The 26,164-nt window shown below is 73.5% G+C and carries 25 protein-coding genes; 12 read left to right on the top strand and 13 right to left on the bottom strand.

All coding sequences use genetic code 11. The features are described from left to right. Positions 1-260: 260 nt before the first annotated feature. The gene (locus ACKUB9_RS25225) at positions 261-1,286 is read right to left on the bottom strand and encodes a calcium-binding protein (RefSeq protein ID WP_407528349.1); all 1,026 of its coding nucleotides are present in this window, start codon (positions 1,284-1,286) and stop codon (positions 261-263) included. Between the two features lie 646 nt (positions 1,287-1,932). Here ACKUB9_RS25225 and ACKUB9_RS25220 point away from each other — a divergent pair. Beyond that, positions 1,933-2,253: a hypothetical protein gene (locus ACKUB9_RS25220; RefSeq protein ID WP_407528346.1), complete on the top strand. Its 321-nt coding sequence runs from the start codon at positions 1,933-1,935 to the stop codon at positions 2,251-2,253. A 314-nt stretch (positions 2,254-2,567) separates the two neighbouring features. Further along, the gene (locus tag ACKUB9_RS25215; RefSeq protein WP_407528343.1) at positions 2,568-2,819 is read left to right on the top strand and encodes a hypothetical protein; all 252 of its coding nucleotides are present in this window, start codon (positions 2,568-2,570) and stop codon (positions 2,817-2,819) included. A 46-nt stretch (positions 2,820-2,865) separates the two neighbouring features. Here ACKUB9_RS25215 and ACKUB9_RS25210 read toward each other — a convergent pair whose 3' ends face one another. Next, a complete protein-coding gene (locus ACKUB9_RS25210; protein ID WP_432760191.1) occupies positions 2,866-4,851 on the bottom strand; it encodes a methyltransferase domain-containing protein in 1,986 nt (661 codons plus the stop codon). 201 nt (positions 4,852-5,052) lie between these two features. Between ACKUB9_RS25210 and ACKUB9_RS25205 the strand changes: the two genes are divergently transcribed. From ACKUB9_RS25205 to ACKUB9_RS25180, 6 genes are all read left to right on the top strand, one after another. Continuing rightward, positions 5,053-5,301 (top strand): hypothetical protein, encoded by a 249-nt coding sequence (locus ACKUB9_RS25205; protein ID WP_407528338.1) that lies wholly within the window; start codon positions 5,053-5,055, stop codon positions 5,299-5,301. 158 nt (positions 5,302-5,459) lie between these two features. Then, positions 5,460-5,894 carry a GlcG/HbpS family heme-binding protein gene (locus ACKUB9_RS25200; RefSeq protein WP_407528335.1) on the top strand — a complete coding sequence of 145 codons (435 nt, stop codon included), beginning with the start codon at positions 5,460-5,462 and terminating at the stop codon, positions 5,892-5,894. 7 nt (positions 5,895-5,901) lie between these two features. Further along, positions 5,902-7,512 carry a peptide ABC transporter substrate-binding protein gene (locus tag ACKUB9_RS25195; RefSeq protein WP_407528332.1) on the top strand — a complete coding sequence of 537 codons (1,611 nt, stop codon included), beginning with the start codon at positions 5,902-5,904 and terminating at the stop codon, positions 7,510-7,512. 114 nt (positions 7,513-7,626) lie between these two features. Further along, the gene (locus ACKUB9_RS25190; protein ID WP_407528329.1) at positions 7,627-8,547 is read left to right on the top strand and encodes an ABC transporter permease subunit; all 921 of its coding nucleotides are present in this window, start codon (positions 7,627-7,629) and stop codon (positions 8,545-8,547) included. Beyond that, positions 8,544-9,641: an ABC transporter permease gene (locus ACKUB9_RS25185; protein WP_407528327.1), complete on the top strand. Its 1,098-nt coding sequence runs from the start codon at positions 8,544-8,546 to the stop codon at positions 9,639-9,641. The genes ACKUB9_RS25190 and ACKUB9_RS25185 overlap by 4 nt, the downstream gene beginning before the upstream one ends. 1 nt (position 9,642) lies before the next feature. Beyond that, a complete protein-coding gene (locus tag ACKUB9_RS25180) occupies positions 9,643-11,232 on the top strand; it encodes an ABC transporter ATP-binding protein (RefSeq protein WP_410823860.1) in 1,590 nt (529 codons plus the stop codon). Positions 11,233-11,435: 203 nt separating this feature from the next. On the opposite strand, the gene ACKUB9_RS25175 is transcribed toward ACKUB9_RS25180, so the two are convergent. From ACKUB9_RS25175 to ACKUB9_RS25165, 3 genes are all read right to left on the bottom strand, one after another. Then, entirely contained in the window at positions 11,436-12,410 is a 975-nt protein-coding gene (locus ACKUB9_RS25175; protein ID WP_407528324.1) for an MBL fold metallo-hydrolase, read from the bottom strand. 217 nt (positions 12,411-12,627) lie between these two features. Continuing rightward, positions 12,628-13,866, bottom strand: coding sequence for a Zn-dependent hydrolase (locus tag ACKUB9_RS25170; RefSeq protein ID WP_407528321.1), 1,239 nt, complete (start codon positions 13,864-13,866; stop codon positions 12,628-12,630). Positions 13,867-13,959: 93 nt separating this feature from the next. Beyond that, entirely contained in the window at positions 13,960-14,922 is a 963-nt protein-coding gene (locus ACKUB9_RS25165) for an NAD(P)H-dependent flavin oxidoreductase (RefSeq protein WP_407528318.1), read from the bottom strand. Positions 14,923-15,052: 130 nt separating this feature from the next. Between ACKUB9_RS25165 and ACKUB9_RS25160 the strand changes: the two genes are divergently transcribed. Further along, positions 15,053-16,297 (top strand): serine hydrolase domain-containing protein, encoded by a 1,245-nt coding sequence (locus ACKUB9_RS25160; RefSeq protein ID WP_407528316.1) that lies wholly within the window; start codon positions 15,053-15,055, stop codon positions 16,295-16,297. On the opposite strand, the gene ACKUB9_RS25155 is transcribed toward ACKUB9_RS25160, so the two are convergent. The 3 genes from ACKUB9_RS25155 to ACKUB9_RS25145 all read right to left on the bottom strand — a co-directional run bounded on the left by ACKUB9_RS25155 (position 16,273) and on the right by ACKUB9_RS25145 (position 18,186). After that, positions 16,273-17,064 (bottom strand): DUF2189 domain-containing protein, encoded by a 792-nt coding sequence (locus ACKUB9_RS25155; RefSeq protein WP_407528313.1) that lies wholly within the window; start codon positions 17,062-17,064, stop codon positions 16,273-16,275. The two genes, ACKUB9_RS25160 and ACKUB9_RS25155, sit on opposite strands and share 25 nt — an antisense overlap. Positions 17,065-17,402: 338 nt before the next feature. Beyond that, on the bottom strand, positions 17,403-17,615 hold the full coding sequence (locus tag ACKUB9_RS25150; RefSeq protein ID WP_407528310.1) for a helix-turn-helix domain-containing protein: 213 nt from the start codon (positions 17,613-17,615) through the stop codon (positions 17,403-17,405). Positions 17,616-17,619: 4 nt separating this feature from the next. Further along, positions 17,620-18,186: a DUF2975 domain-containing protein gene (locus ACKUB9_RS25145; protein ID WP_407528307.1), complete on the bottom strand. Its 567-nt coding sequence runs from the start codon at positions 18,184-18,186 to the stop codon at positions 17,620-17,622. Between the two features lie 100 nt (positions 18,187-18,286). Here ACKUB9_RS25145 and ACKUB9_RS25140 point away from each other — a divergent pair, with 100 nt between their 5' ends. Beyond that, positions 18,287-18,682, top strand: coding sequence for a chlorophyllide reductase (locus tag ACKUB9_RS25140; RefSeq protein WP_407528305.1), 396 nt, complete (start codon positions 18,287-18,289; stop codon positions 18,680-18,682). Positions 18,683-18,688: 6 nt separating this feature from the next. Here ACKUB9_RS25140 and cutA read toward each other — a convergent pair whose 3' ends face one another. After that, entirely contained in the window at positions 18,689-19,021 is a 333-nt protein-coding gene (gene cutA, locus ACKUB9_RS25135) for a divalent-cation tolerance protein CutA (protein WP_407528302.1), read from the bottom strand. 83 nt (positions 19,022-19,104) lie between these two features. Here cutA and ACKUB9_RS25130 point away from each other — a divergent pair, with 83 nt between their 5' ends. Together ACKUB9_RS25130 and ACKUB9_RS25125 are read left to right on the top strand one after the other, a co-directional pair. Then, positions 19,105-19,875, top strand: a complete 771-nt coding sequence (locus ACKUB9_RS25130) for an NAD kinase (protein WP_407528299.1) — start codon at positions 19,105-19,107, stop codon at positions 19,873-19,875. Positions 19,876-19,967: 92 nt separating this feature from the next. Next, complete coding sequence (locus tag ACKUB9_RS25125) at positions 19,968-21,386, top strand: M20 family metallopeptidase (protein ID WP_407528296.1); 1,419 nt, start codon at positions 19,968-19,970, stop codon at positions 21,384-21,386. Between the two features lie 8 nt (positions 21,387-21,394). Here the strand turns inward: ACKUB9_RS25125 and ACKUB9_RS25120 are convergent, their stop codons facing one another. The 4 genes from ACKUB9_RS25120 to ACKUB9_RS25105 all read right to left on the bottom strand — a co-directional run bounded on the left by ACKUB9_RS25120 (position 21,395) and on the right by ACKUB9_RS25105 (position 25,954). Continuing rightward, complete coding sequence (locus ACKUB9_RS25120; protein ID WP_407528294.1) at positions 21,395-21,655, bottom strand: hypothetical protein; 261 nt, start codon at positions 21,653-21,655, stop codon at positions 21,395-21,397. A gap of 294 nt (positions 21,656-21,949) precedes the next feature. Next, positions 21,950-23,506, bottom strand: coding sequence for a magnesium-protoporphyrin IX monomethyl ester anaerobic oxidative cyclase (gene bchE / locus ACKUB9_RS25115; protein WP_407528291.1), 1,557 nt, complete (start codon positions 23,504-23,506; stop codon positions 21,950-21,952). 188 nt (positions 23,507-23,694) lie between these two features. After that, positions 23,695-24,915, bottom strand: coding sequence for a DUF2336 domain-containing protein (locus ACKUB9_RS25110; RefSeq protein ID WP_407528288.1), 1,221 nt, complete (start codon positions 24,913-24,915; stop codon positions 23,695-23,697). Positions 24,916-24,940: 25 nt separating this feature from the next. Further along, positions 24,941-25,954, bottom strand: a complete 1,014-nt coding sequence (locus tag ACKUB9_RS25105; protein ID WP_407528284.1) for a lytic transglycosylase domain-containing protein — start codon at positions 25,952-25,954, stop codon at positions 24,941-24,943. Positions 25,955-26,164 lie beyond the last annotated feature (210 nt).

The raw sequence follows: 26,164 nt of genomic DNA, 5'->3' as shown, positions 1-26,164 counted from the left end.
CCCCCCCCCCCCCCCCCCCCCCCCCCCCCCCCCCCCCCCCCCCCCCCCCCCCCCCCCCCCCCCCCCCCGAGCCCGCGCGGCGGCGCCGGAAGCTCCGCACGACTGAGCGAAGCCCAGATCCGCCATCCCGAAGGGATCAGGCGGATCTGGGATCATTCGGCCGCGGGCGAGCCTGCCCGCCTGCGACCGGGACCGACGGGTGCGGTGCGCAGGGGCGCGCGGCCGGCTCGGGACCGGCCGCGCGACGGGTCGCTTCGCGCTCAGCTGAACGTGAAGTTGTCGGCCGTCAGGGTCGTGGCCTGCGTGTTCGCCAGCGTCAGGCTGTCGCCGTTGCCGTAGGAGATGACCGTGTCGGCGCCGACCTGCCGCGACGCGGCCTGGACCTGGGCGAAGGACGAGAAGGCGCCGTTGTTGAACGCGACGACGTCCCGCTCCGCGCCGCCGATCACGAAGTCGGTCACGAGATCCGTCCCGTCGCCCGCGCCGAACGCGAAGGTGTCGCTGCCCGCGCCGCCGGTCAGGCGGTCGTTCCCAGCATTGCCGAACAGGAGATCGGTCCCGTCCTCGCCGAACAGGTTGTCGTCGCCCGCCCCGCCCGACACGTAGTCGTTGCCGGCCCCGGCGCCGATGAAGTCGCCGCCATCCTCGCCGAGCAGCTGATCGTCGCCGAACTCGCCGAAGATGATGTCGTTGCCGAGCCCGCCGAGCGCGATGTCGTCGCCGTTGCCGGCGAGCAGGCGGTCATCCCCGGCATCGCCGTACAGGACGTCCCGGCCGCCGCCGCCGTTCAGCGTGTCGTTGCCGAGGTCGCCGTCGACGAGGTCGTCCCCGGCTCCGCCGGACACGTCGTCGTTGTCGTCGCCGCCCGCCACGAAGTCGTTCCCGTCATCGCCGACCACGAGGTCGTTGCCGGCTTCGCCGACGAAGAAATCGTTGCCGTCGCCGCCGAAGAGGCTGTCGTTGCCGGGATTGCCCGCGGCGTAGTCGTCCCCCTCGTTGCCGTAGATCAGGTCGTCGCCGGCCTCGCCGATCAGCTGGTCGTTGCCGCCCCGGCCGTAGATGACGTCGTTGCCCGGCCCGCCGGCCGCGTAGTCCGTATCGCCGCCGGTGTCGATGGTGTCGTTGCCGTCCTGGCCGTCGATGCGGTCGAAGCCTGGGCCGCCGTTGATCTGGTCGTCTCCGAGGAGACCCAGAAGAACATCATCGCCGGCCAAGCCATTGATGACGTCGGCTGCGAGCGTACCGGTGAGGCGGTCAGGACCGGGGGTGCCGTCGATCTGAGCCATGGTGGTCTCCCTTGAGAACGACCACCAACAGCACGGGGTGACCCTTGTTCCTGCTGTTCCGCAGGAGCGATCGTAAATTTTTCGAATACCCTCCTTCTTCTACTTAGACATAGCTCGGCAATGCGAATCACATGCGGTGTTGGCCCCCCTGCCCCACTGTAATTAACATGGATTGCATTTGATTCGAGTGCTGATACCAACGGTCATTTCCAATGACCGTTGGTTCCGCTCTCGAATTTTCGCCAAGCCTTTNCTCCTTCCCACGGCACGGCCGTGTTCGCCTGTCGTGGACCGTGTGCAACGCGGGCCGAGGCAGATCTGATACCAACGGTCATTTCCAATGACCGTTGGTTCCGCTCTCGAATTTTCGTCAAGCCCAGGATCCCGGATTTCTGGGCTTGATGTCGAAAATTCGAGATAACTCAACGGCCCCGTCGATCCCGGGCCTGCCCGGGATCGAGATCGATGCGTCAGCATCCTGGGCCGTTGGTATGAGTGGCCCGGTTCGCTCATCGCGGGCCGGACCGGGCGGGTCCGGGCCGGCGGCCGCGCCCGATGGCTGCGCATCGTGACCACGCCCCCGCGGCGGGATCGCCGGGCGACGGACGGTGAGGATGCGGTAATCCTCGTGCGGTAGAGGTCCGGCATGCGTGCCGTCCTCGTCCGATCCCTCTTCGTCGCCGCCCTCACCGGCTGGAGCGTCTCGGCCGGCGCTCAGAGCTTCGAACTGGACAAGCGGCTGCGCGACTGCCTGCGCGAGGAGGCCCACAAGCAGCAGACCGCCGCCTCGCCCAAGGGCGATCTCAGGCAGGCGGCCGGACAGCTTCTCGGGCAATGCGCGGACGATGCCCGGGCGTGGCTGCGCGTGTGCCGCACCTGGGGCAGCGAGACCGACTGCGCCCGCGCGACGGACGTGCGGGCGGTGGGTGCCCTGCAGGACGGCGCGGGACACGCCCAGGGGCATTGACGGGGCGCCGGCCTTAAGGCTGCCCGCGCGCCGAGCCCGGACGGCGGGCGGCCCCGTGCCGTCAGGCGCCGGCCGCGATGGCGATGCCGGTAAGCAGGATCACGAAGAAGCTCGAATAGGCGAGCAGACGGATCATGATCGGCCTCCTCTGCGGGAGGCCGCCATCCTGTCACGGATGGGGCCGCGGGAGAACCGAATGGTAGCGCCGCCACACGCTGGCGGCCGGCGGCGGCGGGTTCCGGCCCGGCCCTCGTGGAGCCGAAGGGCGGCGAAGGCGTTCCTTCGCCTCATGCCGTTCCAGGAGACCCGATCACGTGTCCGCTACTCCCCTCGTCCCGCTCCTCGTCACCGCGGTCTTCGCGGCCGGCCTGTTCGTGATCACCCGTCTCGAACGATGGGCCGATCTCGTGGGCGGCGTGCTCGGCCTCGTGGCGGTCGGGCTGATGTGCGCGGTGCTGATCGCCGTCACGCCCGCCGGCACGGGGCGCGACGCGCGCGGACGGCAGGCGCTCCTCGCCGATCCGATCACGGGCACCGAGATGCAGGCGGTCGGACGGCTGCCCTGACGCGGCCGGTAGCGGCGGCCGATATCGGCCGCCGCTACCGGCCGCGTCAGGGCAGCCGTCCGACCGCCTGCATCTCGGTGCCCGTGATCGGATCGGCGAGGAGCGCCTGCCGTCCGCGCGCGNCCCCCCCCCCCCCCCCCCCCCCGAGCCGGCGCCGTGCCCACCGGCCGAGCCGGCGCCCCAGCCGCCCCAGGCCGCCGCGGCGCTTCGCTCCCGCGGCCGGCTGGGGCTTGACGATGTGGAACGACATGTGGGCCGAGAACATCAGCCGGATCAGGTTGATCTGCCGCGGCGACAGGCCCAGGCGGGCCCCGTAGTTCAGGAATTCCTCGTGGATGGCGTTCTCGCGCGTCAGCATCGGCGAGAGGGGGGTGTCGTCCGACCCCGTCGTGACGACGAGGAGCCGGCGCGCCATCCAGGTGTAGACATCGTAGCTGGGATAGAGGCGGATCAGATCGAGGCCGGCCCGCTGCGCGGCGTGCTTCAGGCCGTAGGGCGTGAAATTGAAGATCGAGTAGTCGTGGATCTGCTCCAGGTAGCTCACCGCGCCGACGAGCGACCCGCCCGGCTTCAGCACGCGGGCGATCTCCGCGAAAGAGGCGTGCGGGTCGCTGACGTGCTCGAAGACCTGGAACGAGTAGACGACATCGAAGGACCGGTCCCGGTACGGCAGGCGGCGGCCGTCGTAGAAGTCGATCCTCGGGTCGGCGCGCGCGCGGTCCCGCACCTCGGCGGCCATCCCGTCGACATGGTTCACGCCGCGCCAGTCGTAGCCGAAACCCTCGATCATGCCGCGCAGGTCGGCCGTTCCGCACCCGAAATCGAGGAGGGCGCGGCGGTCCGGGTGATGGAGGTCGGCCAGGATGGCTTCCGGGGCGCGGATCCTGGTCGTCTCCTGGTCGACATAGGCCCCGATCTCCCGGTCGAACGACCCGTCGAGGATCAGGTGCCGGCCGTTCTCCAGGATGTCCCGCACCAACCGCACGAGGCGCGTGTCGATCGGGGGATCGTCTCCCCGTCCGTCCGTGTCCGGCCGGGTGCGGCCCGCGCCCGGGATCGCCAGCCGCGACAGGCCGGGCCTGGTGCTGGCGCCGGCCCAGCCGTCCGCGATCGACCCGATGTCGATGGCGACGCCGCCGGAGCGCCGGATCTGGGAGCAGTAGAGCTTGCCGAGGATGCCGGCGGCGACGAGGAAGAGCATCCCGTCGAGACGGCGCGACGCGAGCGCCGCCATGATCTCCCGGTAGCGGTCGGGCCAGTGCGTCCCCTCCACGGCCGCCCGGGACAGCAGGTGCCCGTGGCCCTTCTCGCCGGGGACGTGATGGTACTCCACCTCCTCGAAGCCGAACGCCTCCCGCAGCAGGCTCGGCAGGGCGCGCTGGCAGGAGATCAGCCCGATCCGCCGCTCGCCCCGCATCAAGTCGTAGAGCAGGCCGCTGGTGTGCAGGTCGATGTGGACCAGCTGGCTGCAGGTGGCCGCCCCGAATTCCCGCGGCGCCCGCAGGGCGTTGGTGAGGGCGGTGATGCCGGTGATGCTGGCGATGCGGTACTCGTGCTCCAGCCAGCCCGGATAGGGCAGCCCGACGATGTCGGCCTCGGCCAGGACCTGGGTGACGCGCGTGGCCTCCGACAGCCAGGGATCCGCGTTCGGATCGACCGCATCGGCGAACCACACCCGGGCGCGGTCGCGGCGGTTCTGGGCGTACAGGGCGGGAAACCGCGCCTCGTCCTCGGCCCCGAGCGTGACGAAGGCCCCTTCCCCGTCCCCGGCGCGGACCAGGCTGAAGCCCCTGCGCTCCCGCAGCGCGCCGGCGATCCGCTCGGCCACCCGGTCGACCGGGAGATGCGCGGCCGACCCCTCCACCGAGCGGGCGAGGCCGAGCGCCCGCTCGCGCGGAAATTCTTCCTGGTAGAGGCCGAACTCGCGCAGGATCCGAGCCTCCCGCCCGAACGCCCCCTCGTCCCCGATCCGGTCGAGATGCGCATCGGCCTCCGGGTGCCGTCCCGCGATGTGCAGCACCCGGGCCGCCATGAGGTGGGCCCGCTCCTCGCCGGGCCAGTCCCGCAGGAGCCCGCGCAGGAGCTCCAGGCATCCCCCGTGGTCGCCCTCGTGCAGGAACACGGTCGCCTTCTCGTAGCGGGCCGCGATGTCGGTCGGCGCGATCGCCGTCGCCCGGTCGAAGAGCGCCAAGCTTTCGTCGCGCAATCCGCTGTCCCGGGCGAGGATGCCGAGATGCACCAGTTCGACCGGCGTCAGCTCCGCATGCAATGCGCCGCGGGCAAGCTCTCTCAGTTCATCCGGTTTGCTGCGCAAGCTCTGGGCACGATGCACAAGAGAATCGTCAGCGTGCATGTGGTGATCGACTCTCGTGCGACCGGATGGAGGACGTTGTTTGCGGAGAGACAGGCCGAGGCTTCTGGAGCATTGTTCGACGAAGCGGATACTGGTTCGTCGCAGACAATGCAGCACATCAAAAACTGAGGGCAGCGCCCGATCGCGCTTCGATCGGGCGCTGCCCTAGTAGGTGCATTCGGGCGGACTGACAAGGAAGGCGCGGGCCGGCGCATCCACCCGGCCGCCGGACCGTGCTATGGAGCCCGCATCCCCTCAGCCCATCCCCTTGCCGTCCGGAGCCCCCGATGTCCGACCTGACGCTCGATGCCGCCCAGACCATCGTGGCGACCGCGCTCGCCACCGCCCGCAGCCTCGCCCTCAAGCCGCTCGCCGTGGTGGTGCTGGACGCGCGCGGGGCGCTGAAGGCGGCCTCGGTCGAGGACGGGACGAGCCTGAAGCGGGCCGAGATCGCCGCCGCCAAGGCCAACGGCGCGCTGGCGCTCGGCATCGGCTCGCGCGCCATCGCGACGCGGGCCGAGGCGCAGGCCTACTTCGTCGCCGCGGTGAACCACGTCGCCGGCCCCTTCGGGCTGGTGCCGGTGCCGGGCGGGGTGCTGATCCGGCACCAGGGCCGCATCCTGGGCGCGGTCGGCATCTCGGGCGACACCTCGGACAACGACGAGACCGCGGCGGTCTCCGGCATCGAGGCGGCGGGCCTGCAGGCCGATACCGGCGCCTGAGCGCCCCATGAGCACCCCCCTGCGCCGCCATCTCCGTCGCCGCGACCTTCTGGCGGGCCTGTGCCTCGCGGCCGCCGCGGGGCCGGCGCGCGGCGCGGATTCCGCCCTCTACCGGCGCGGCAACGGGGCCGATCCCGAGACGCTCGATCCCCACAAGACCTCGACGCTCGCCGAGGCCACCATCCTGCTCGACCTGTTCGAGGGCCTCACCGCCTACGACGCGGGCGGCACGCTGGTGGCGGGGGCGGCCGCGCGCTGGTCGTCGTCCCCGGACGGCCTGACTTGGACCTTCGCCCTGCGCCCCGACGGGCGCTGGTCGAACGGCGATCCCGTCGTCGCCGAGGATTTCGCCTTCGGGCTGCGCCGCATGCTCGACCCGGCGACGGGGGCGAAATACGCGAACGTGCTCTTCCCCCTGCGCCGCGCGGAGGCGGTGAACCGGGGCGCGGTGCCGCCGGCCGACCTCGGCGTCGCGGCGCCCGACCCGCTCACCCTGGTGGTCGAGCTCGAGCGCCCGACCCCCTACCTCCTCGAACTGATGACGCACCAGGCCTCGACGCCGGTGCACCGGCCCTCGCTCGCGGCCTTCGGCGACACCTTCAGCCGGCCGGGCCGGCTCGTCTCGAACGGGGCCTACCGCCTGGAGGATTTTTCGCCGAACGACCGCATCACGGCCGTGCGCAACCCGCATTTCCGCGAGGCCGCCAGCGTGCGCATCCCCCGGGTCGCCTACATCCCGACCCCCGACGTCGCCGCCGCGGTGCGGCGCTTCGCGGCGGGCGAGATCGATTCCCTCGACGACCTGCCGGCCGACCAGATCCGGTCGCTGCGCGCGCGCTTCGGCGATCAGGTGGTGCTCACCCCGGCGCTGGGGGTGCTGGCCCTCATGGTCAACCTGCGCAAGGCCCCGCTGGGCGATCCGCGGGTGCGCCACGCCCTCTCGCTCGCCATCGACCGCGAGTTCCTGGCCGAGGCCGTCTGGGGCGAGACCATGCTGCCGGCCTATTCCTTCACGCCGGACGGGCTCGACAACGCCCTGCCCCCGCCGCTGATGCCCGGCCGGGATCTCTCGCCCCTGGAGCGCGAGGACCGGGCGGTCGCGCTCCTGCGCGAGGCCGGCTTCGGCCCCGGCGGGCGGGCGCTCACGGTCGAGATCCGCTACAACACCACCGACAACAACCGCAACACGATGGTGGCCATCGCCGAGATGTGGCGGGTGCTCAACGTGGCGACCGCCTTCGTCAACACCGACGCCAAGACGCATTTCGCCTATCTGCGCGACGGCGGCCCCTTCGATCTCGCCCGGATGAGCTGGATCGCCGATTATTCCGATCCGCAGAATTTCCTGTTCTTGGTCGAGAGCGGCAACGACGGGTTCAATTCCGGGCGCTACGCCAACCCGGCCTACGACGCGCTGATGCGCGAGGCGGCCGGCACCGTCGACTTGGAGCAGCGGGCGGGCCTGCTCCACCGCGCCGAGGCGCTCTTCCTCGCCGACCTGCCCTGGATCCCCCTGCTCCACTACCGCCACAAGCACCTGATCGCGCCGCGGCTGAAGGGCATGCGCCCCAACATCCGCGGCGTCGCGCCGACGCGCTGGCTCTCGCTGGCATCCTGACCGGCGCCATCGGGGCCGCACGGGACGCGCGGCCCCAATGGCGCCGCGCCGCCGCATGGCCTACCCTGCGCCCCGCGCCGGGCGGCTGATCCCGGCGGAGACCATGCGCCGGCCGTGATCCCGTTCGTGCTGCGCCGCCTCGTCCAGGCGGTGCCGACCCTCTTCCTCGTCGTCACCCTGTCGTTCTTCCTCGTGCGCCTCGCGCCCGGCGGGCCGTTCGACCTGGAGCGCCCGCTCGCGCCCTCCGCGATGGAGAACCTGCGCCGGGTCTACGGCCTCGACCAGCCGCTCCCCGTGCAGTACGCGCGCTACCTCGGCGCGCTCCTCACGGGCGATCTCGGCCCCTCCTTCTCGGTCCGCGACATGAGCGTGGCGGAACTGCTGGGGCGCGGCCTGCCGGTCTCGATGACGCTCGGGGCGCTCGCCCTCCTCGCGGCGCTTGTTTTCGGGGTCGGGCTCGGGGGCCTCGCGGCGGCCCGCCGGGGCGGCGCCCTCGATCACGCCGTGCTGGCCTTCGGCACGGTCGCGCTCACGGTCCCGGGCTTCGTGGTGGCGCCGCTCCTGCAGATCGCCTTCGGCCTCTCGCTGCGCTGGCTGCCGGTGGGCGGCTGGGAGGGCGGCGCGCCGTCCCATCTCGTGCTGCCGGTCGTCACGCTGGCGCTGCCGCAGGTGGCGGCGATCGCCCGGCTCACCCGCGGCGCCCTCCTCGACGTCCTGGCGACGCCGCCGATGCGCACGCTGCGCGCGCTCGGCCTGCCCCGGCGGGTGATCGCGCTCCACGCGCTGCGCGGGGCGGCGCTGCCGGTGATCTCCTATCTCGGCCCGACCGCGGCGGGGCTCCTCACCGGCTCGGTGGTGGTCGAGACGATCTTCGGCCTGCCCGGAATCGGCCGCGCCTTCGTCGACGGCGCGCTCAACCGGGACTACACGCTGGTGATGGGCACCGTGGTGCTGGTCGCGGTGTTCGTGGTGATGTTCAACCTCCTCGTCGACCTCGCCTACGCGCTCGTCGACCCGCGCGTGCGCCACGCATGAGCGCCGCCGACCTCTCGCTCGCGGGGCGCACCCGGCGCCGGCTGCTCGCCGATCCGTGGGCGCTCGCCGGCCTCGCGGTGCTGGGCCTGATCGCGCTCGCCTGCCTCGCCGGCCCGGCGCTCACCGGCCACGCCTTCGCGCGCATTGCCTACGACTATCCCCGCACGCCGCCCTCGCTCGCGGTCTATCCGCGCCCCGAGACGATCGTCCCGGCCCTGGAGCGGCTGGCGCTGCGCATGCGGGTGCGGGCGGAGGACGTGGCGGTCGCGGACGGCACGGTCCGGCTCACCCTCGCGTCGGACCGCCCCATCGACGAGCGGGTGCTCACCTTCTTCGCCCGCTCCGACCTGTTCGGCCCGGCCACTGTCGCGGCGCGGGACGCGGACGGGCGGCGCCTCACCGTGACGGCGCCCGTGCGCGAGACCCGCTTCCTCCTCGGCACCGACGCGCTCGGGCGCGACCTCCTCACCCGCATCCTCGTGGGGGGCCGGGTGTCGCTGGCGCTGGGGCTCCTCGCCACCGCGGTGGCGCTGCTCATCGGCGTCGCCTACGGGGCGCTCGCGGGCTATCTCGGCGGGGCGGCGGATGCCGCGATGATGCGGCTCGTCGACATCCTGTACGCCCTGCCCTTCATCGTCTTCGTCATCCTGCTGGTGGTGGTCTTCGGCCGCTCGGTCGTGCTGGTGTTCGTGGCGGTGGGCGCGGTGGAGTGGCTCGACATGGCCCGGATCGTGCGCGGCGAGGCCCTGTCGATCCGCCGCCGCGACTACGTGCGGGCCGCCGAGGCGCTGGGCGTCTCCACGGGCGCCATCCTGCGCCGCCACGTGGTGCCCAATGCGCTGGGCCCTGTGGTGGCCTACGCGGCGCTGCTCGTGCCGAAGGTCATTCTGCTGGAAAGCTTCCTGTCCTTCCTCGGCCTCGGCGTGCAGGAGCCGATGACGAGCTGGGGCGTGCTGATCGCCGAGGGCGCGCGCAGCATCGAGACCTCGCCCTGGATGCTCGTCGCGCCCGCCGCCTTCCTGGTCGCGACGCTCGCGGCGCTGAACCTCGTCGGCGACCGCCTGCGCGCCGCCCTCGATCCGGGCGCGGCCTGACGTGGCGCTCCTGGCGATCCGCGACCTCTCGGTGGCCTATGGCGGCGTGCCGGCGCTGGCCGGCCTCGACCTGGCCATCGCCCGCGGCGAGACCCTGGCCCTCGTCGGCGAATCCGGCTCGGGCAAGAGCCAGGCGGCGCTCGCCGTGATGGGGCTCCTGCCCGAGGCGGCCCGGGTCTCGGGCTCGGCGCGGTTCGACGGCACCGAGCTGATCGGGCTCGCCCGTCCCGCCCTCGACCGGATCCGGGGCGCGCGGATCGGCATGGTCTTCCAGGAGCCGATGAGCGCCCTCGACCCGCTCTTCCCGGTCGGCCGCCAGATCGCCCTGCCGCTCCATGCCCATCGCGGCCTCGGCCGCGCGCAGGCCCGCGCCCGCGCCCTCGACCTCCTGTCGCTCGTGGGCCTGCGCGATGCGGGCGCGCGCCTGTCGGCCTACCCGCACGAACTCTCCGGCGGCGAGCGCCAGCGGGTGATGATCGCGATGGCGCTCGCCTGCGAGCCCGACCTGCTCATCGCCGACGAGCCGACCACCGCCCTCGACGTCACCGTGCAGGCGCAGATCCTCGCGCTGCTGGCCGACCTCAAGGCCCGGCTCGGGCTCGCGATGCTGTTCATCACCCACGACCTGCGCCTCGTGCGCCGCATGGCCGAGCGCGTCGCGGTGCTGCGGGCGGGCCGCCTCGTCGAGGCGGGACCGACGGAGCGGATCTTCGCGCATCCCGAGAGCCCGGAGGCCCGCGACCTCCTCGCCGCCGAGCCGCGCGGCCGCAAGGCCCCGGTGCCCGCGGGGGCGCCGGTGGTGATGGAGGCGCGCGGGCTGACGGTCTCCTATCCGGGCCGCGGCGGCCTCTTCTCCCGCCCCGCCCCGCGCCGCGCCCTGCAGGGGATCGACCTCACTCTGCGGGCCGGGCAGACCCTCGGAGTCGTCGGCGAGTCGGGCTCGGGCAAGTCGAGCCTCGGGCGGGCGCTCCTGCGGCTCGAACCGGCCGCCACCGGGCTCGTGCGCTTCGAGGACCGCGACCTGACCCGCCTCGACCGGGGCGCGCTGCGGCCCCTGCGCCGCTTCTTCCAGCCCGTCTTCCAAGATCCGCACGGCTCGCTCTCGCCGCGGCTCAGCGCGGGCGAGATCGTCGCGGAGGGCCTGCGCGTCCACGCGCCCGGCCTCTCCGCCCGCGAGCGCGACGCCCGCGCGGCCGAGGCCTTCGCCGAGGTGCGCCTCGATCCCCGGACGCGCCACCGCCACCCCCACGCCTTCTCGGGCGGGCAGCGCCAGCGCATCGCCATCGCCCGCGCGATCATCCTGCGCCCGCGGGTGGTGGTGCTCGACGAGCCGACCTCGGCCCTCGACCGCACGGTGCAGCGGGAGATCGTCGCGCTCCTGGGCGACCTCCAGGCCCGCCACGGCCTCGCCTACCTGTTCATCGGCCACGACCTCGCGGTGGTGCGCGCGCTCGCCGACACGGTGCTGGTGCTGCGCGATGGCCACGAGGTGGAACGCGGCGAGACCGCCGCGGTGCTGGAGCACCCGCGGGACCCATACACCCGCGCGCTGGTGGCGGCGGCCGACCTCGCGCCCGCCGATCCGGCCTGAGCGGGCGCGCCCACCCTGGTTCCGACCGGTCCCGCAGTGAGCGCGGGATCCCTTCTCCCGTGCGGGAGAAGGGTAGGGATGAGGGTCCCGGGAGGGTGCCGCAGTGAAGCAGAAGCGGTGGTGAGGGGAGCGGAAGGGCTCAGGATCAGTTGCCCACCTCAGTGCTGGTAGCGGCAGCGTCCCGCCTTCTTGCGGCTCCCTGCTCAGGCCGGGGCGACGCCCCATTGCAGCGGCACCAGCTCGTAGCCGTTGCCCGCCTTGGCGATGTGGCCGGCGGCCGGGAAGGGGGCGTGGTAGAAGGCGACCGGCAGGCGCTCGGACGCCGCCATCTCCAGCATCCGGCGGCGGGTCGCCCGCGCCTGGTCGGCATCCATGTCGAACACCGCCGACCAGTCGGGGTTGCGCACGAACAGGGCCGGGTGGTTGGTGACGTCGGACATCACCACCAGCTTGCGCGCGCCGGTGCCGACCAGGAAGGCGGTGTGGCCCGGCGTGTGGCCGGGCGCCTCGACGCTGGTGAGGCCCGGCACGATCTCCTTGCCCCAGCCGTAGCGCTCGACCTTGAGGTCGTTGCCGCCGAACACGCGCTTGACCGCCCCGAGCGTCCCCTTCAGGGCCTCCGGCGGGTTGGCCATCCGGGTCTCGTCCATCCAGAACGCCGCCTCGGGCTCGGGCACCAGCACCTGCGCGTTCGGGTAGGTGGGGGAGCCGTCCTTGCGGCGCAGGCCCTGGATGTGGTCGGGATGGAAGTGGCTGATCACCACCACGTCGACGCGCGCCGGCTCGATCCCGGCCGCCGCGAGGCCCCGCAGCGTGCCCCCGGTGGTGGGCGGGCCGTTGTCGGCGAAGCCCGTGTCGACGAGGATGGTGCGCCCGCCGAGCGTGAGGAGCAGCGTCGTGAAGGTGATCGGCAGCTGCTCCTTGGGCAGGAAGGCGCGCTCCATCGCCGCCTGCACGTCGGGCAGCGGCGCGTTGCGCACGAAGCTCGCGTCGAGGGGGCGGGCGGCCATGCCCTCGTGCAGGGCCGTCACGGTCGCGTCGCCCACCGCGTAGCGGTAGACGGACGGCAGCGCCGCGGCGGGGGCGGGCGCCTGCGCGGCGGCCCCGCCGGGGAGGCCGGCGGCGCTGCCGGCCGCCAGGGGACCGGCGGCGAGAACGGTGCGGCGGGTCATCGACATGATCTCAATCCCGAGAAGGGCGCCCCGAGGCGGGCGCGCAAGACGCGCGCCGCCCCGCAGCTAGATCAGGCCGGCCCGCCGTCAAGCCGCCGCCGGCCGCGTCTACACGGTTTCACTGGTTCTTCGCCGCCGGGCGGTCCGCCCGAGGGGCGGATTCTCCTGCGCCCCGGCGGCGTGACCGTTCGCGGCGCCGGCCTGTTCAATCGGTGCGGGCCGTTCAGCGGTTCGCCCGGGCCAGCACCGCGTGCAGCAGCACGGTCACGCCGGGCAGCGTCGCGTCGAGGGCGATGTCCTCCGCCTCGTTGTGGGTGATGCCACCCCGGCAGGGCGTGAAGATCATGCAGGCGGGCGCGACGCGGGCGACGTGGTAGGCGTCGTGGCCGGCCTGCGAGCGCAGGTCCATGGTCGGCACGTTGAGCCGCCCGGCGGTCTCGCGCAGGAGGCCGATCAGCCCGTCGTCGAAGGAAAAGACCCCGAAGCCCCATTCCTCCGCGACCCGGATCGCCGTGCGCGAGCGCGCGGCGCAGTCCGGCAGGGCGGCGTGCAGGGACGCCTTCATGGTCTCCAGCGTCTCCAGGGCGGGCGCGCGCATGTCGATGAACAGCTCGGCGTATTCCGAGAGCGTGCCGGGCAGGTTCGGCACGAGGTCGAGCCGCGCCGCGGTGGCCTTGGCGTCGGTGTCCGCGTGCGCCCAGCCGATCTCGTTGACGGCGACCGCCACCATGGCGGCGCCCACCAGTGCGTTGCGGCGCTCGGCCATCGGGGTTGGGCCGGTATGGGCGGTCTCGCCGTCGACGGCGATGCGCATGCCGCAGCTCGGATAGCCCCCCGTGACGATGCCCACCGGCACGCCGGCCGCGTCGAGCGCCGGCCCCTGCTCGATGTGGAGCTCGAAATAGGCGTCGATGGTGCGCCCGCCGACCGGCTCGGGGCCGCGATAGCCGATCGCGGCGAGCGCGTCCGAGAAGCGGGTGCCGTCGCGGTCGACCCGGCCCTCGACCCATTCGGGGGTCTGCTGGCCCGACCACGCCAGCGAGCAGAGCATCGGGGGCGAGAAGCGAGCGCCCTCCTCGTTGGTCCAGTTCACCACCTCGATGCTGCGCTTGGTCGCGATGCCGAGGTCGTCGAGGGTGCGCAGCACTTCGAGCCCGGCCAGCACGCCGAGGATGCCGTCGAAGCGCCCGCCCGCCCATTGCGTGTCGAGGTGGCTGCCGATGAGCACCGGGGGCAGGTCCGGCGCGGTGCCGGGGCGGCGCAGGGTCATGCTGCCGAGCCGGTCGACCGTGAGCGCGTAGCCGCCCTCCCGCGCCCAGGCCCCGAGCTGGTCGCGCATCAGCCGGTCGGGCTCGGTGAGGGTGAGCCGCCGCAGGCCGCCCCGCGGCCCGGTGCCGATGCTCGCCGAGACCATCAGGGTGTCCCAGAGCCGGGAGCCGTTCACGGAGAGATTGGTGGGCATCGGAACCTCACGCCTGTGACAACCATTGCGGGCGCGACCATGCGAGGGCCGTGCCCGGCCGGCAAGCGCCGGGTGCGGGGCAGGCCTGCGCGGTCAGGACGCCCGCGCGACCAGCCCCTCGCGCGCCGCTGCGTACTCGGCCTTGAGGCGCGCGATCACCTCCGCAGTGGGGGGCGCGTCGTCGATGGTGCCGACGCCCTGGCCGGCGCCCCAGATGTCGCGCCACGCCTTGGTGGTGCCCGAGCCGAAGTTCATCTTGGTCTTGTCGGAGTCGGGCAGCGCGTTCGGATCGAGGCCCGCCGCCGCGACGCTGGGCTTCAGGTAATTGCCGGGCACGCCGGTGAAGAAGGGCGTGTAGACCACGTCCGCCGCGCTCGTGCCGACGATCATCTCCTTGTAGGCCGGCGCCGCGTTGGCCTCCTGCGTGGCGATGAATCGGGTGCCCATGTAGGCGAGGTCGGCCCCCATCGCCTGGGCGGCCAGGATCGCCGAGCCGGTGGTGATGGCGCCCGAGAGGATGAGCGGCCCGTCGTAGAAGCGGCGCACCTCGCCGACGAGGGCGAAGGGGCTGAGCGTGCCGGCATGCCCGCCGGCCCCGGCGCAGACGAGGATCAGCCCGTCGACCCCGGCCTCCAGGGCCTTTTCGGCGTGGCGCACCGTGGTCACGTCGTGGAAGACGAGGCCGCCCCAGCCGTGCACCGCCGCCACCACGGCGTCGGGCGCGCGCAGCGAGGTGATGATGATCGGCACCCGGTGCTCGGCGCAGACCGCGAGGTCGTGCTCCAGCCGGTCGTTCGAGGCGTGGACGATCTGGTTGACAGCAAAGGGCGCCACGATCCGGTCCGGCTCCGCGGCCCTGGCGGCGGCGAGCGCCTCCTCGATCCGGGTCAGCCACTCGCCGAGCGCCTCCTTGGGCCGGGCGTTGAGGGCCGGGAAGGAGCCGACGACGCCCCCGAGGCACTGCGCGATGACGAGGTCCGGCCCCGAGACGATGAACATCGGCGAGGCGACGACCGGGAGCGCGAGCGCGCGGGCGAGACGGTCGGGCAGGGGCATCGGCGGCGTGTCTCCCGGGGTCGTTGCGGCCCGGCATGGCACCGGCTCCGCTTGGGGTCAATCGGCCGGTGACGCCGCGGGTCGGCGCGGGATAGAAGCACGGACCGGACCCGCGAGCAGGAGCGCCGCCGTGCAGGAATCCACCCCCGTGACGCCCGAGGCGGTCGGCCTCTGCTCCGAGCGCCTGGAGCGCATCGACGCCTGGATGCGCGCCTACGTGGAGGCGGGCCGGCTCGCGGGCCTCTCGGTGACGGTGGGGCGCGGCGGCGCGGTGGTATGGTCGCGCGCGCGGGGCCTGTGCGACCTCGACCGCAACCGGCCGATGGCGCCCGAGACCATCGTGCGCATCTACTCGATGACCAAGCCCCTCACCTCGGTCGCCGTGATGATGCTCTACGAGGAGGGCCGCTTCCAGCTCGACGATCCCGTCACGCGCTTCCTGCCGGAGTTCCGCGGCATGCGGGTGCTCACCGGCGGCAGCCGCCGCAAGTGGGAGAGCGTGCCGGCCGAGCGCGACATCACCATCCGGGACCTCCTCACCCACACCTCGGGCCTGACCTACGGCTTCATGGAATCGACGCTCGTCGACGCGATGTACCGGGACGAGGGCGTGGACTTCCAGACCGCCGAGACCTCGCTCGCCGAGGTGGTGGCCAAGGCCGCCGCGCTGCCGCTCCTCTCCCAGCCCGGGGCGGAGTGGAACTACTCGATCGCCACCGACGTGCTCGGGCACCTCGTGGCGGTGGTCTCCGGAATGCCCTTCGACGGCTTCCTGCGCGAGCGCGTCATCCGCCCGCTCGGCATGCGCGACACCGACTTCCACGTGCCGCGCGAGAAGCTCGACCGCTTCGCCTCGAACTACGCCTACGGGCCGGACGGGCGGCTCGCGCTCATCGACGACGCCCGGGAGGGCCGCTACGCCCGGCCGCGCGCGGTCGCCTCCGGCGGCGGCGGGCTCGTCTCGACGGCGGCCGATTACGCGCGCTTCTGCCGCTTCATCCTCAACGGCGGCGCCCTCGACGGCGTGCGGCTCCTCGGGCGCAAGAGCGTCGCGCTGATGACCGCCAACCACCTGCGCGGCGACCTCGCCGACATGGGCCAGCCCCGCTTCTCGGAATCGAGCTACAGCGGCATCGGCTTCGGCCTCGGCTTCTCGGTCATGCTCGACCCGGCCAAGGCGCAGATCCTCGGCACGCCGGGCGAGGTGGCCTGGGGCGGCGCGGCCTCGACCGCCTTCTGGATCGACCCGGCGGAGGACCTGTTCGTGATCCTCCTGACCCAGTTGATGCCGTCCTCGGCCCTGCCGCTGCGGCGCGAATTGCGGGTGCTGACCTACGCGGCGCTGGTCGATCAGGCGCCGAGCGCCCGCCGGTAGAGGTGCCACGTGGCGTGGCCGAGGATCGGCAGGACCAGGGCGAGGCCGACGAACAGCGTCGCCATGCCGAGGACGAGGAGCCCGGCCACGATGGCGCCCCACAGCATCATCGGAACGGGGTTCTCGCGCATCAGGTCCACCGAGGTCTCGATCGCCGTGCCCGCATCGGTGTCGCGGTCGATCACGAGGGGGATCGACACCGCGCTCACCGCGAGCGCGAGGAGCGAGAAGGCCGCGCCCGCGAGGTTGCCGAGCACGATGAGCGCCCAGCCGCGGGGCGTGGTGAGGATCTGGGCCGCGAAGCCCGTGACGGACTCGTAGGTCGTGCCGCCGAACAGCGCCCGGTAGAGCCCCATCGCCACGGTCAGCCACGCGAGGAAGATCGCGGTCAGCACGAGGCCGATCGCCAGGAGCGCGCGGGGCGAGCGGGTGGTGAGCGGCGCGTAGGCCTGCATGAGGTTGGTGGACAGGCCCTGCTCGCGCCGCCGGCTCATCTCGTAGAGGCCGATCGCCGCGAAGGGGCCGATCAGCGCGAAGCCGGAGGCGAGGGGAAACAGCAGCGGGACGAGGTTGTTCTCGAAGGTCGCGGCGGCGATGACCACGCCCGCGATCGGGTAGATCATCACGATGAACAGGATGTGGGTCGGGTTCTCGAGGAAATCCTCGGCGCCCTTGCGCAGCGCCGTGATCAGGTCGGCCGTGCCGATCCGGTGCACGGCCGGGCGCGCCGCCGCGTAGCCGGACGAGAAGGCTGAAGACACCGTCATCGCAGATCCTCCGGACAGAAGAGAAGCGCGCGCGACGGCCGGCGGGCCGGACGTCGAATCAGGGCAGCATCACGGTCATCGCGGGCGCGGGTTCCAGTCGTCGGTTGCCGTCCCGCACTCGCGCGGGATCCCGGCCGATCCTAGCCCAGCCCTCGTGCCCGCGTCACCCGGGGGAACCGGGGCCTCGCGTCTGCGCGCGACGATCACATTGTCTCGATGAACGTAGAGGAAGGCGGCAGATCCGCCGAATTCGCCGGCCGATTCGCGACGAGGCGCGGGCAGCGCAGGGACCCCCTCTCCCGTGCGGGAGAGGGGCAGGGGTGAGGGTCCCGGGGCCCTCACGGGGGATCCTCCTCGTAGCGCAGGAGGTCCCCCGGCTGGCAGTCCAGGTGGCGGCAGATCCGCTCCAGCGTCTCGAAGCGGATGCCCTTCACCTTGCCCTGCTTGAGCAGCGACAGGTTGGCCTCCGTGATGCCGACCTGCCGGGCGAGGTCCTTGGACTTCACGCCGCGCTCGGCGAGCAGCACGGCGAGTCTGACGCGGATCGCCATCGGCTCAGACGAACTGCGCGTTCTCGTCGGCGAGGGCGAGCGCCTCCGCCAGCACCAGCGCCATGACGGCGACCGTGCCGGCGAAGAGCAGCGACAGCAGCGTGTCCGAGCCGACCGAGACGACGAGCGCGCCCCGGCCGGACGGCCCGCCCCAGCTCAGCAGCACCGACAGCGCCGCCCCGGCGACGGGCTGGAGCAGCGTCGCGCCGAAGACCGCGACCGCGAAGCCGCGCAGGCTCTCGACCGCCTCCGCCGCGAAGATCCGCCCGGCCGCGAAGGCGCGGAAGCAGGCGCGTGCGTGCATCAGGCCGCGCAGCAGGACCGCGACCGGGACCAGCGACACCGCGAGGGCGGCGAGCCGGAGCGGGAGGCCCAGCACCGCCCCGCCCTCCGGGCTCGGAAGGCCGGCCTTGGCCAGGATGGCCGGGGTCGGCGCCACCAGCCAGTAGACCGCGAGCGCGAGCGGCACGCCTGCCCCCAGGGCGAGACAGAGCGCGGCCATGGCGCGGCTGAGCCGGCGCAGCCTCGCCTGCCGGCGGGCCGTGGAGACGGGGTCGGGCATCGGGGGCATGGCGGGGCTCCTGTCGGCTCCTTTCTACGGCTGAAATTATCGTTTGACAATCATTTTACGCCGCAGAACGATATGGGGGTGTCCGCCGAGGATCTGCCCCATGCGCCGCACATTCCGCCCTTCCGCCGCTCTGATGGTCGCTTCCCTGGCATCCGCACCCTGCCTCGCTGCGGCCGGGACGCCCTCGACGGCGGAGGGCCGCATCTCGGTGGCGCAGGTCGCCGCCATGCTCGACGAGGCGCCCCGCAACCCGACGGCGCGGCAGGTGCTCACCGCCTACCTCGCGGGCCTCGGCGAGGCGACCGGCGCGCTCGTGCAGGCGGCCCGCCCGCGCGAGCGGACCTCCGGCCTGTGCCGGACCGCGCTCGGCATCGACGACGGCGCGGCCCGGCGCGTCCTCGCGGCGGTTGACCGCGAGCGGCGCGCCGAGACGCCCGCCACCCCGCTCCTCGTCGCGGACATGCTGGCCCGCGCGGGCTGCCGCTTGCCCGAGTGAGGCCGCTCAGGCCGGCCCCGGCGCCCCGCCCGTCTCGGCCAGCAGCCACGCCGCCGTGCCGGCGTCGGCGCCGACGGGCCAGTGCAGGACGATCGGCGTCTCGTAGGGGTGGCGGGCCTTGAGGGCGGCGCCCAGGCGCTCCGCCAGCCCCTCGCGGCTCTTGAGGAGGGCCACCACCTCCTCCCCGCGCTCGACCGCGCCCTTCCAGGCGTAGACCGAGCGCATCCCCGGCAGGACATTGACGCAGGCGGCGAGCCCCTCGCGCACCAGCGCCTCGCCGACCGCGAGCGCGGTCTCGGCGTCCGGAAAGGTCGTGTAGACGAGAAGCCCGCGCTCCATGCTATGCGTCTCCGGTGAGGGCGGATTCCGATCTCCCGACCTGGGGGACGGGGCGCCGCGGCGTCAAGCGGGGCAGGACGGGCATGGCGCGGCGCTTCAACCGGATCGCCTTCATCGCGAGCCCGACCACCGACGCGCGCGAGGCCGCCGCCCTCCTGATGCAGCGCTACGACCACGTGCCGCCCGAGGAGGCGGACGTGGTGGTGGGCCTGGGCGGCGACGGCCTGATGCTGCAGGCCCTCCACCGCTTCATGGGGACGGCCAAGCCGATCTACGGCATGAACCGCGGCACGGTCGGCTTCCTGATGAACGAGTTCCACCTCGACGACCTGCCGGACCGCCTGGAGCAGGCCCAGCGCAGCGTCGTCCACCCGCTCCTGATGGTGACGACCGACGTGCTCGGCCTCACCCACACGGCGCGGGCGGTGAACGAGGTCTACATGCTGCGCCAGACCCACCAGACCGCGAAGCTCAGGATCTCCATCGACGGGCAGGTGCGCCTGCCCGAACTCATCGCCGACGGGGTGCTGGCGGCGACGCCGGTCGGCTCGACCGCCTACAATTTCTCGGTCGGCGGCCCGATCCTGCCGATCTCGGCCCAGCTCATCGCCCTCACCCCGATCTCGGCCTTCCGTCCTCGCCGCCAGGCGAGCGTGCTCCTGCCCAACCACGCCCGCATCCGCATCGAGGTGAAGGACCCCGAGTTCCGCCCCGTCGCCGCGGTGGCCGACCACACCGAGTTCCGCCGCGTCGCCCGCGTCGAGACCCAGCTCGACCGCTCGACCGACCTCGTGATGCTGCACGACCCCGGCCACAGCATGGACGAGCGCATCCTGCGCGAGCAGTTCGGCTAGGGACGGCCTTGCCTCGCGCGGCGCTTGCCTCGCCGGACGGCTTGCCCAACGGTGGCCGCCCGAAGAGCCGAGAGACCTTGAGCCGAGAGACCATGAGCCGAGACGACGCCATCGCCCGCGCCACCACCCTGTTCGACGGCGGCGCCTTCCTGGCCGGCCTGCGCGAGAAGGTCGCGCTGCGCACCGAGAGCCAGGTTCCGGACGCGGGCCCGGCCCTGCGCGCCTACCTCGCGGACGGGCTCGGCCCCGACCTCGCGCGCCTCGGCTTCTCGTCCCGCATCCTCGACAACCCGGACGGGCGGTACGGCCCCTTCCTGATCGCCGAGCGGCGCGAGGATGCGGCGCTGCCCACCGTGCTGATCTACGGCCACGGCGACACCGTGCAGGGCTACCCGGCGCAGTGGCGCGCCGGCCTCGATCCCTGGCGGGTCGTGGTCGAGGGCGAGCGCTGGTACGGGCGGGGCACTGCCGACAACAAGGGCCAGCACCTCGTCAACCTCGCGGCCCTGGAGGCGGTGGCGGCGGCCCGCGGCGGGCGCCTCGGCTTCAACGTCCGGCTGCTGATCGAGACCGGGGAGGAGGTGGGCTCGCCGGGCCTGCGGGCGCTCTGCGCGGTCCACCGCGCCGACCTCGCGGCGGATCTCCTGATCGCCTCGGACGGGCCGCGCCTCAGCGCGGAGCGCCCGACGCTCTTCCTCGGCTCGCGCGGGGGCGTCACCCTCGATCTCGTGGTCGCGCTGCGCGAGGGCGCCCACCACTCGGGCAACTGGGGCGGCCTCCTGCGCAACCCCGCCACCATCCTGGCGAACGCCATCGCGTGCCTCGTCGACGGCAACGGGCGCCTGCTGGTCGAGGGCCTGCGCCCGCCGCCGATCCCCGACGGCGTGCGGGCCGCCCTGCGCGGGATCTCGCCCGCGGGCGGCCCGACCGATCCGGCGATCGACCCGGACTGGGGCGAGCCCGGGCTCAGCCCGGCCGAGCGCGTCTTCGCCTGGAACACCCTGGAGGTGCTGGCCTTCCTGACCGGCAACCCGGAGGGGCCGCTCAACGCCGTGCCGGCGCGCGCCACCGCGACCCTGCAGCTGCGCTTCGTGGTCGGGACCGACTGGGAGAACACGCCCGGGATCGTGCGCGCGCATCTCGACCGGCACGGTTTTCCGATGGTGGAGGTGCGGCCGGCCCGCGGCGAGGCGTTTCGGGCGACCCGGCTCGCCGTGGACGACCCGTGGGTCGGCTTCGCCATGGACTCGCTCGCCCGCACCACCGGCAAGGCGCCGGCCCTGCTGCCGAACATCGGCGGGTCGCTGCCGAACGACGCCTTCTCGGACATCCTCGGCATGCCGACCCTGTGGGTGCCGCATTCCTACCCGGCCTGCTCCCAGCACGCCCCGGACGAGCACCTGCTCGCGCCGGTGGTGCGGGAGGGGCTCGCCATGATGGCCGGCCTGTTCTGGGACCTCGGCGAGACCGGGCCGGCCATCCGCGACGCGCGGCGGTCGGCCGCCGCGTGAGCCGCGGCTCAGCGGCGGGGACGGGCCGTGCCGGTGTAGCGGGTGGCCGTGCCGGGGGTGACCGCGGGCGCCGCGGCCGGGCCGTTCGCCGGCCCGGCGCGCCGCTCGGCGTCCTCGGCCATGAAGCGGTACATCTCCCACTTCGTCGTGCCCTCGCTGAACATGCCGGAGGGCGCCTTGTAGCTGTAGTTCTCCCGGGCGGTCTGGGCGGACGCGGCCGTGGCGGCGAGCGCCATCGCGCCGGCCAGGAGCAGGGTGGATTTGGACATGGGGTTGCTCACGTTGTTGCACCGCGGGGCGCATCGTCTTCGCGCCGCCGATGGCCTCGATCTAGGGGTTTTATCCCGGACGGCGCGTGCGCTGGCGCACATCGCGCCTCAGACGACAAGTCGAGCCGGCAAACCTATACTCTGAAGATCGCAAGATCGACTTGAGGCGCATGGCTGATCTACGGATGGCGCATGCCGTAGATGATAAAGAAAAGAAATTTCTCTTCATTTGGCCATCGAGAGAACAACGACCTGCGGCGGGTGCCGAACGCGCGACCGCGGCGCGTCCGGATCTCACGGCTGCGCCGGCACCCGATCCTCGCGCGGCCGGCCGGGCGTGCCGCGTCCCGGTGCCAGGGCGTCCTCCTCGGCATCCTGCGGCGCCCCCCAGAACTCCCGCACGCTCGGCCCCTCGCGCCGGGGCGGGTCGCGCAGGAAGCCCAGGATCTCGTGCGGCCAGACCCGCCGGCCCATCTGCCCGTACCAGCGCATGGCGTGGCGCAGGCCCCGGTCGGGGTGGAGATAGGTCCGCCACAGCGCCTTCGGGCGGCCCTGCAGCACCATCTCGGTGAGCTTGAACCAGAGCAGCACCCGCCAGGGGGGCATGTGGCGGGTGGCGAGCACTTGGTGCTTGTAGTCCCAGCGCCGCCGATCGGTGCGGATCACCCGCCGCTCCGCCGCCAGCCGGTAGTAGGGCGTCCAGCGATGGGGGGTGACGTAGAGCATCTGGATCTGGTCGGGGTCGTAGGCGAGGAGGCGGCGCAGGCCCCGCCAGTGGTCGGCGTCGGTTTCTTCCTCGAACCCCACCACCCAGGTCGCCATCGACAGGATGCCGTGCCGGCGCAGGAGCCGGATCGCCTCGCGGTCGGTCGCCGTCGTGCCGCCCTTGCGGATCAGTGCGAGAGTCTGCGCATCGGTGTTCTCCAGCCCGAGCAGGAAGCGCGCCCAGCCGGCCTGCTTGTAGAGGGGCAGGATGTCGGCGTCGCGCACGAGGTCGTCGGCGCGCGTCGAGCCGACCAAGATCAGGTCGACCTTCTCGGCGATGAGCGCCCTCAGGAAGGCGAGCCAGGCCTTGCGCGAGACGGTCGGGTTCTCGTCCGCGAAGTTGATCACCCGCACCCCGTGCTCGCGGTGCAGGCGCGCCAGCTCTGCTGCGAACCGCACCGGATCGCGGTGGCGCCAGCGGGTCCAGAAGCCGCGCTGGCCGCAATAGGTGCAGGGGTGCGGGCAGCCGCGGGAGAACTGCACCACCACGGCGCGCAGCCCGCCCCAGTAGCTGTAGCGGGCGTGGTCGATCAGCTCCCAGCCGATCCGGTAGGCGTCGAGGTCGCGGATCACGGGAGCGGGCGGCGTCGCGCACGGCCCGCCGGGCCCCCGGAAGGCGATCCCCGGGATGGCCGCCAAGTTCCTCCCCTCCGCGAGGTCTCTCCCCGCCGCGAGCGCGCGCACCAGCCGGCGCGCCGTCTCCTCGCCCTCCCCGCGCACGATCGCCGTGACGTGGGGCTCCTCCGCCAGGATCTCGCGCCAATGGTAGGTCGGATAGACGCCGCCGTAGATGATCGGCAGGCCCGGGCGCGCCGCCGCCACGGCCCGTGCCACGGCGGCGATGCCCGGGTGACCGGAGGTCGAGCCCGAATGCCCGAACAGCACGGCCTCTGGCGCGTCCCGCAGGATCGCGCCGACGAGATCGGCGACGCTCATCGGTCCGAACTCGCCGTCGACGAGGCGCACGGCGTGGCCGTCGTCGATCAGCGGGCCGCCGATGGCGAGAAGGCCGAGCGGGGGCAGGTGATCGTCCGGAATCCGGCTGCCGATCGACGGATGGGGCACGTTGACGAGGACGAGGCGCATGTCGGGCTCCGGTGCGACGGAACGGGTGCGCGGAGGCGGACCGACGTCCCGGCTCGCCCGCGAACTTTGTGATGCAAAGTTTACTGATATGCAAAGTCACGGCAAGCCCCTGTCCTGGGCTTGCCGCCTCCCGCCTCGATCATCGTGCGGATGTCAGGCCCCGTCGTCGGGGCCGCCGGAGGGCGTTCTCACGCCGCGATCCGCACCCGGTCCTGCCGGTAGCTCTCGATCAGGGCGCCTGGGATGGAATCGAGCACGGCGGCCACCGCGGCCTCGTCGGCGAGCGTGCGGGCGACGAGGCGGGCCTCGTCGCGGGCGGCCTCGGCCTCGAAGCGGTTGAGGAGGGCCACGAGGGCGTGGCTCTCGGCGAAGGGCAGGCCCGCGCAGGCGGTGGCGGCCCGCTCGATCATCCGGCGCGACAGGGCCGGCCCGGCCTCGGCCGAGAACCCGTCCGCCTCCTCGCGCCACGCGCTCATCGCCGCCGCGAAGGCGGGTTCGAGCGCCGCCGGCAGGCCGGCGCGGCGGTAGAGGGCCGGGAAGCCCTGCCCGCGCCCATCGTGCAGGAGCGCGGCCACACGCGCGCCGGGAAGCCCGCTGAGATCCGCGAAGGCCGCCTCCGTGAAGGCCATCCGGCGCGACAGCATCGCCCGCAGGATCAGGCCGGCGGTGAGCTGCCCGTGGCGGCGCAGATAGGCGACGAGGCGCCGCCGCTCCTCCTGCGCCGCGCCCTCGGCGAGGCCGAGGGTCGTGCGCTCGCGCGCCTCGCGGGTCACCCGCTCGCCCCGCTCCGCGCTGAGCCAGCCGCAGCCGACCACGAAGGCCGAGAGGGAGCGGGCGAGTTCGGCCGTCACGGCTTGGCGCACGTCGATCGGCAGGTCCGGCCGGGCCAGCAGCGCCTCGCGCAGGGCGCCGTCGCCGCCGTGGCGCTCGACCATGCGCAGGAGGCTCCCGGGGGTGATCGCGGCCCCCGGATTGGCGGCGAGCCCCCGCAGGGCCGCCGGGCCGGCTATCTCGGCGAGCGCGCCGCAGACCATCGGCGACAGGCTCGGCCGGGCCGCGACCGCGAGCCGGGCCGACTCGTCGCCGATCGCGGCGCAATCCACGAGGTCGGCATCCGACAGGACGGGCGAGCGCGCCAGCACCAAGTCGGCGATCTCGGGCATGTCCTGGGCGAGGGCCACCACCACCGGGCGGGGGGCGCCGGCGGCGTTGGCGAAGGCCTCCGCCAGGGCGCGGCGCACCAGCGGCGAGGCATCGTCGAGGAGCGCCGTCACGGCACTCCTGGCCTCCCAGCGCGCCTCCGGGTCGAGGCCGCCGTACAGGTAGGCCCGGGCCAGCGCCGAGGCGGCCTCCGCCCGCCGGCCGGCGGAGTCGTGCTGCGTCCAGAGCAGGAACTGGCGGATGGTCATCGGCGCGGGTCCGGGGCGGAGGGCATCAGGGACGTCCCGCGCGGGCGAGGGCGGGCAAGGGGCGGGTGCCGCCGAATTCGGGCGGCCGGGCGGGCGGCAGCGGCGCGACGGCGAGCGGGGCGGCGGTCGCGGGAGATGCGGCCGCGGGAGAAGCGGTCGCGGCCGTCTCCCCGCGGCCGGCGGACCCGTCCGAGCGCGGGAAGTAGCCCGGTGCCGCGCCGCTCGCCGCGCCGGCCTCGGGAGTCCGGGTCTGCCAGAGCCGCGCCACCCCCTCCGAGACCGGCCCGCGGCGGGCGTCGGTCTGGAAGAGGGAGCGCAGGCCCGTCCCGGCCTCAGGCGCGAAGGCGGTGGGCGCCTCGGCGGCGGACGATCCGGCCGCGGCCGCGGGCGGCGGGCCGGACTGGCTCGCCGTCAGATGCGCGTAGAGCTCGGCCGCGCCGCGGGGCCGGCCGGCCTTGTCGTAGAACAGGCTGCGGTTCGCCGCCGCCGCCTCCGGCAGGTCGGTCGCGGCCGGCCGCGCGGGCGTGAACTGCGCCGCGCGGATCAGGGCCGCGGCGCCGCGCGCGCCGAGCACGTGGGCGGCGTAGAGGTCGCCGCGCGTCGGCTCGCGCCCGAGTTCGGCGCCGAGCGCGTCGCGGTTGCGCCGGGTGAGCGCGCCCGCCATCGCGGCGGAGGCCTCGGGGTCGCGGCGCAGGTCGAGGATGGCTTGGCGGGCCGCCGGGTCGCTCACCGCGTAGCCGCCCTGGGGCTTGGCGGTGATCGCCTCCGCGTAGGCGCCGAGGCCCAGCGACGGCCCGTCCTGCTTGAGGATCCCGAGCCAGGTCTGCTCGATGAACTGAAACAGGCCGGTCGCCGAGGAGGTCGCCGCCTTGGCGCCCGGATCGAGGCTCGATTCGCGCCGGGCGGTGGCGAGCAGGTAGTCGAACCCGGTCCCGGTCTTTTCCGCCCCCTGGCGGATCGCCTCGACCACCGGGCTCGCGGCGGCCGTCGGGCTGCGCGTCGCGTCGCGGGGGGTGGGGGAGGTCGTGAAGAGGAACATGGTGACCCGGGGGCCGGCGTCGCGGTGGGCGCGCCGGGTGTCCTGGGGTCACGATGCCGGGATCATGGTAAAGGAAGCCTGAAGTCGAATGGCGCGCGATCGTCCCGAACGCCGCAGGCGCGTTCGCCGCGACGCGTTCTCGTCAGGCGCGGGGAATCCTTCTCCCGTGCGGGAGAAGGGCAGGGATGAGGGTCCCGGGAGGGAGCCGCA

This window comes from Methylobacterium oryzisoli (assembly GCF_046557895.1).
Taxonomy (GTDB): Bacteria; Pseudomonadota; Alphaproteobacteria; order Rhizobiales; family Beijerinckiaceae; genus Methylobacterium; species Methylobacterium oryzisoli.
Note: the sequence above shows the minus strand (reverse complement) of the source record. Positions and strands in the feature narration are given on the sequence as shown.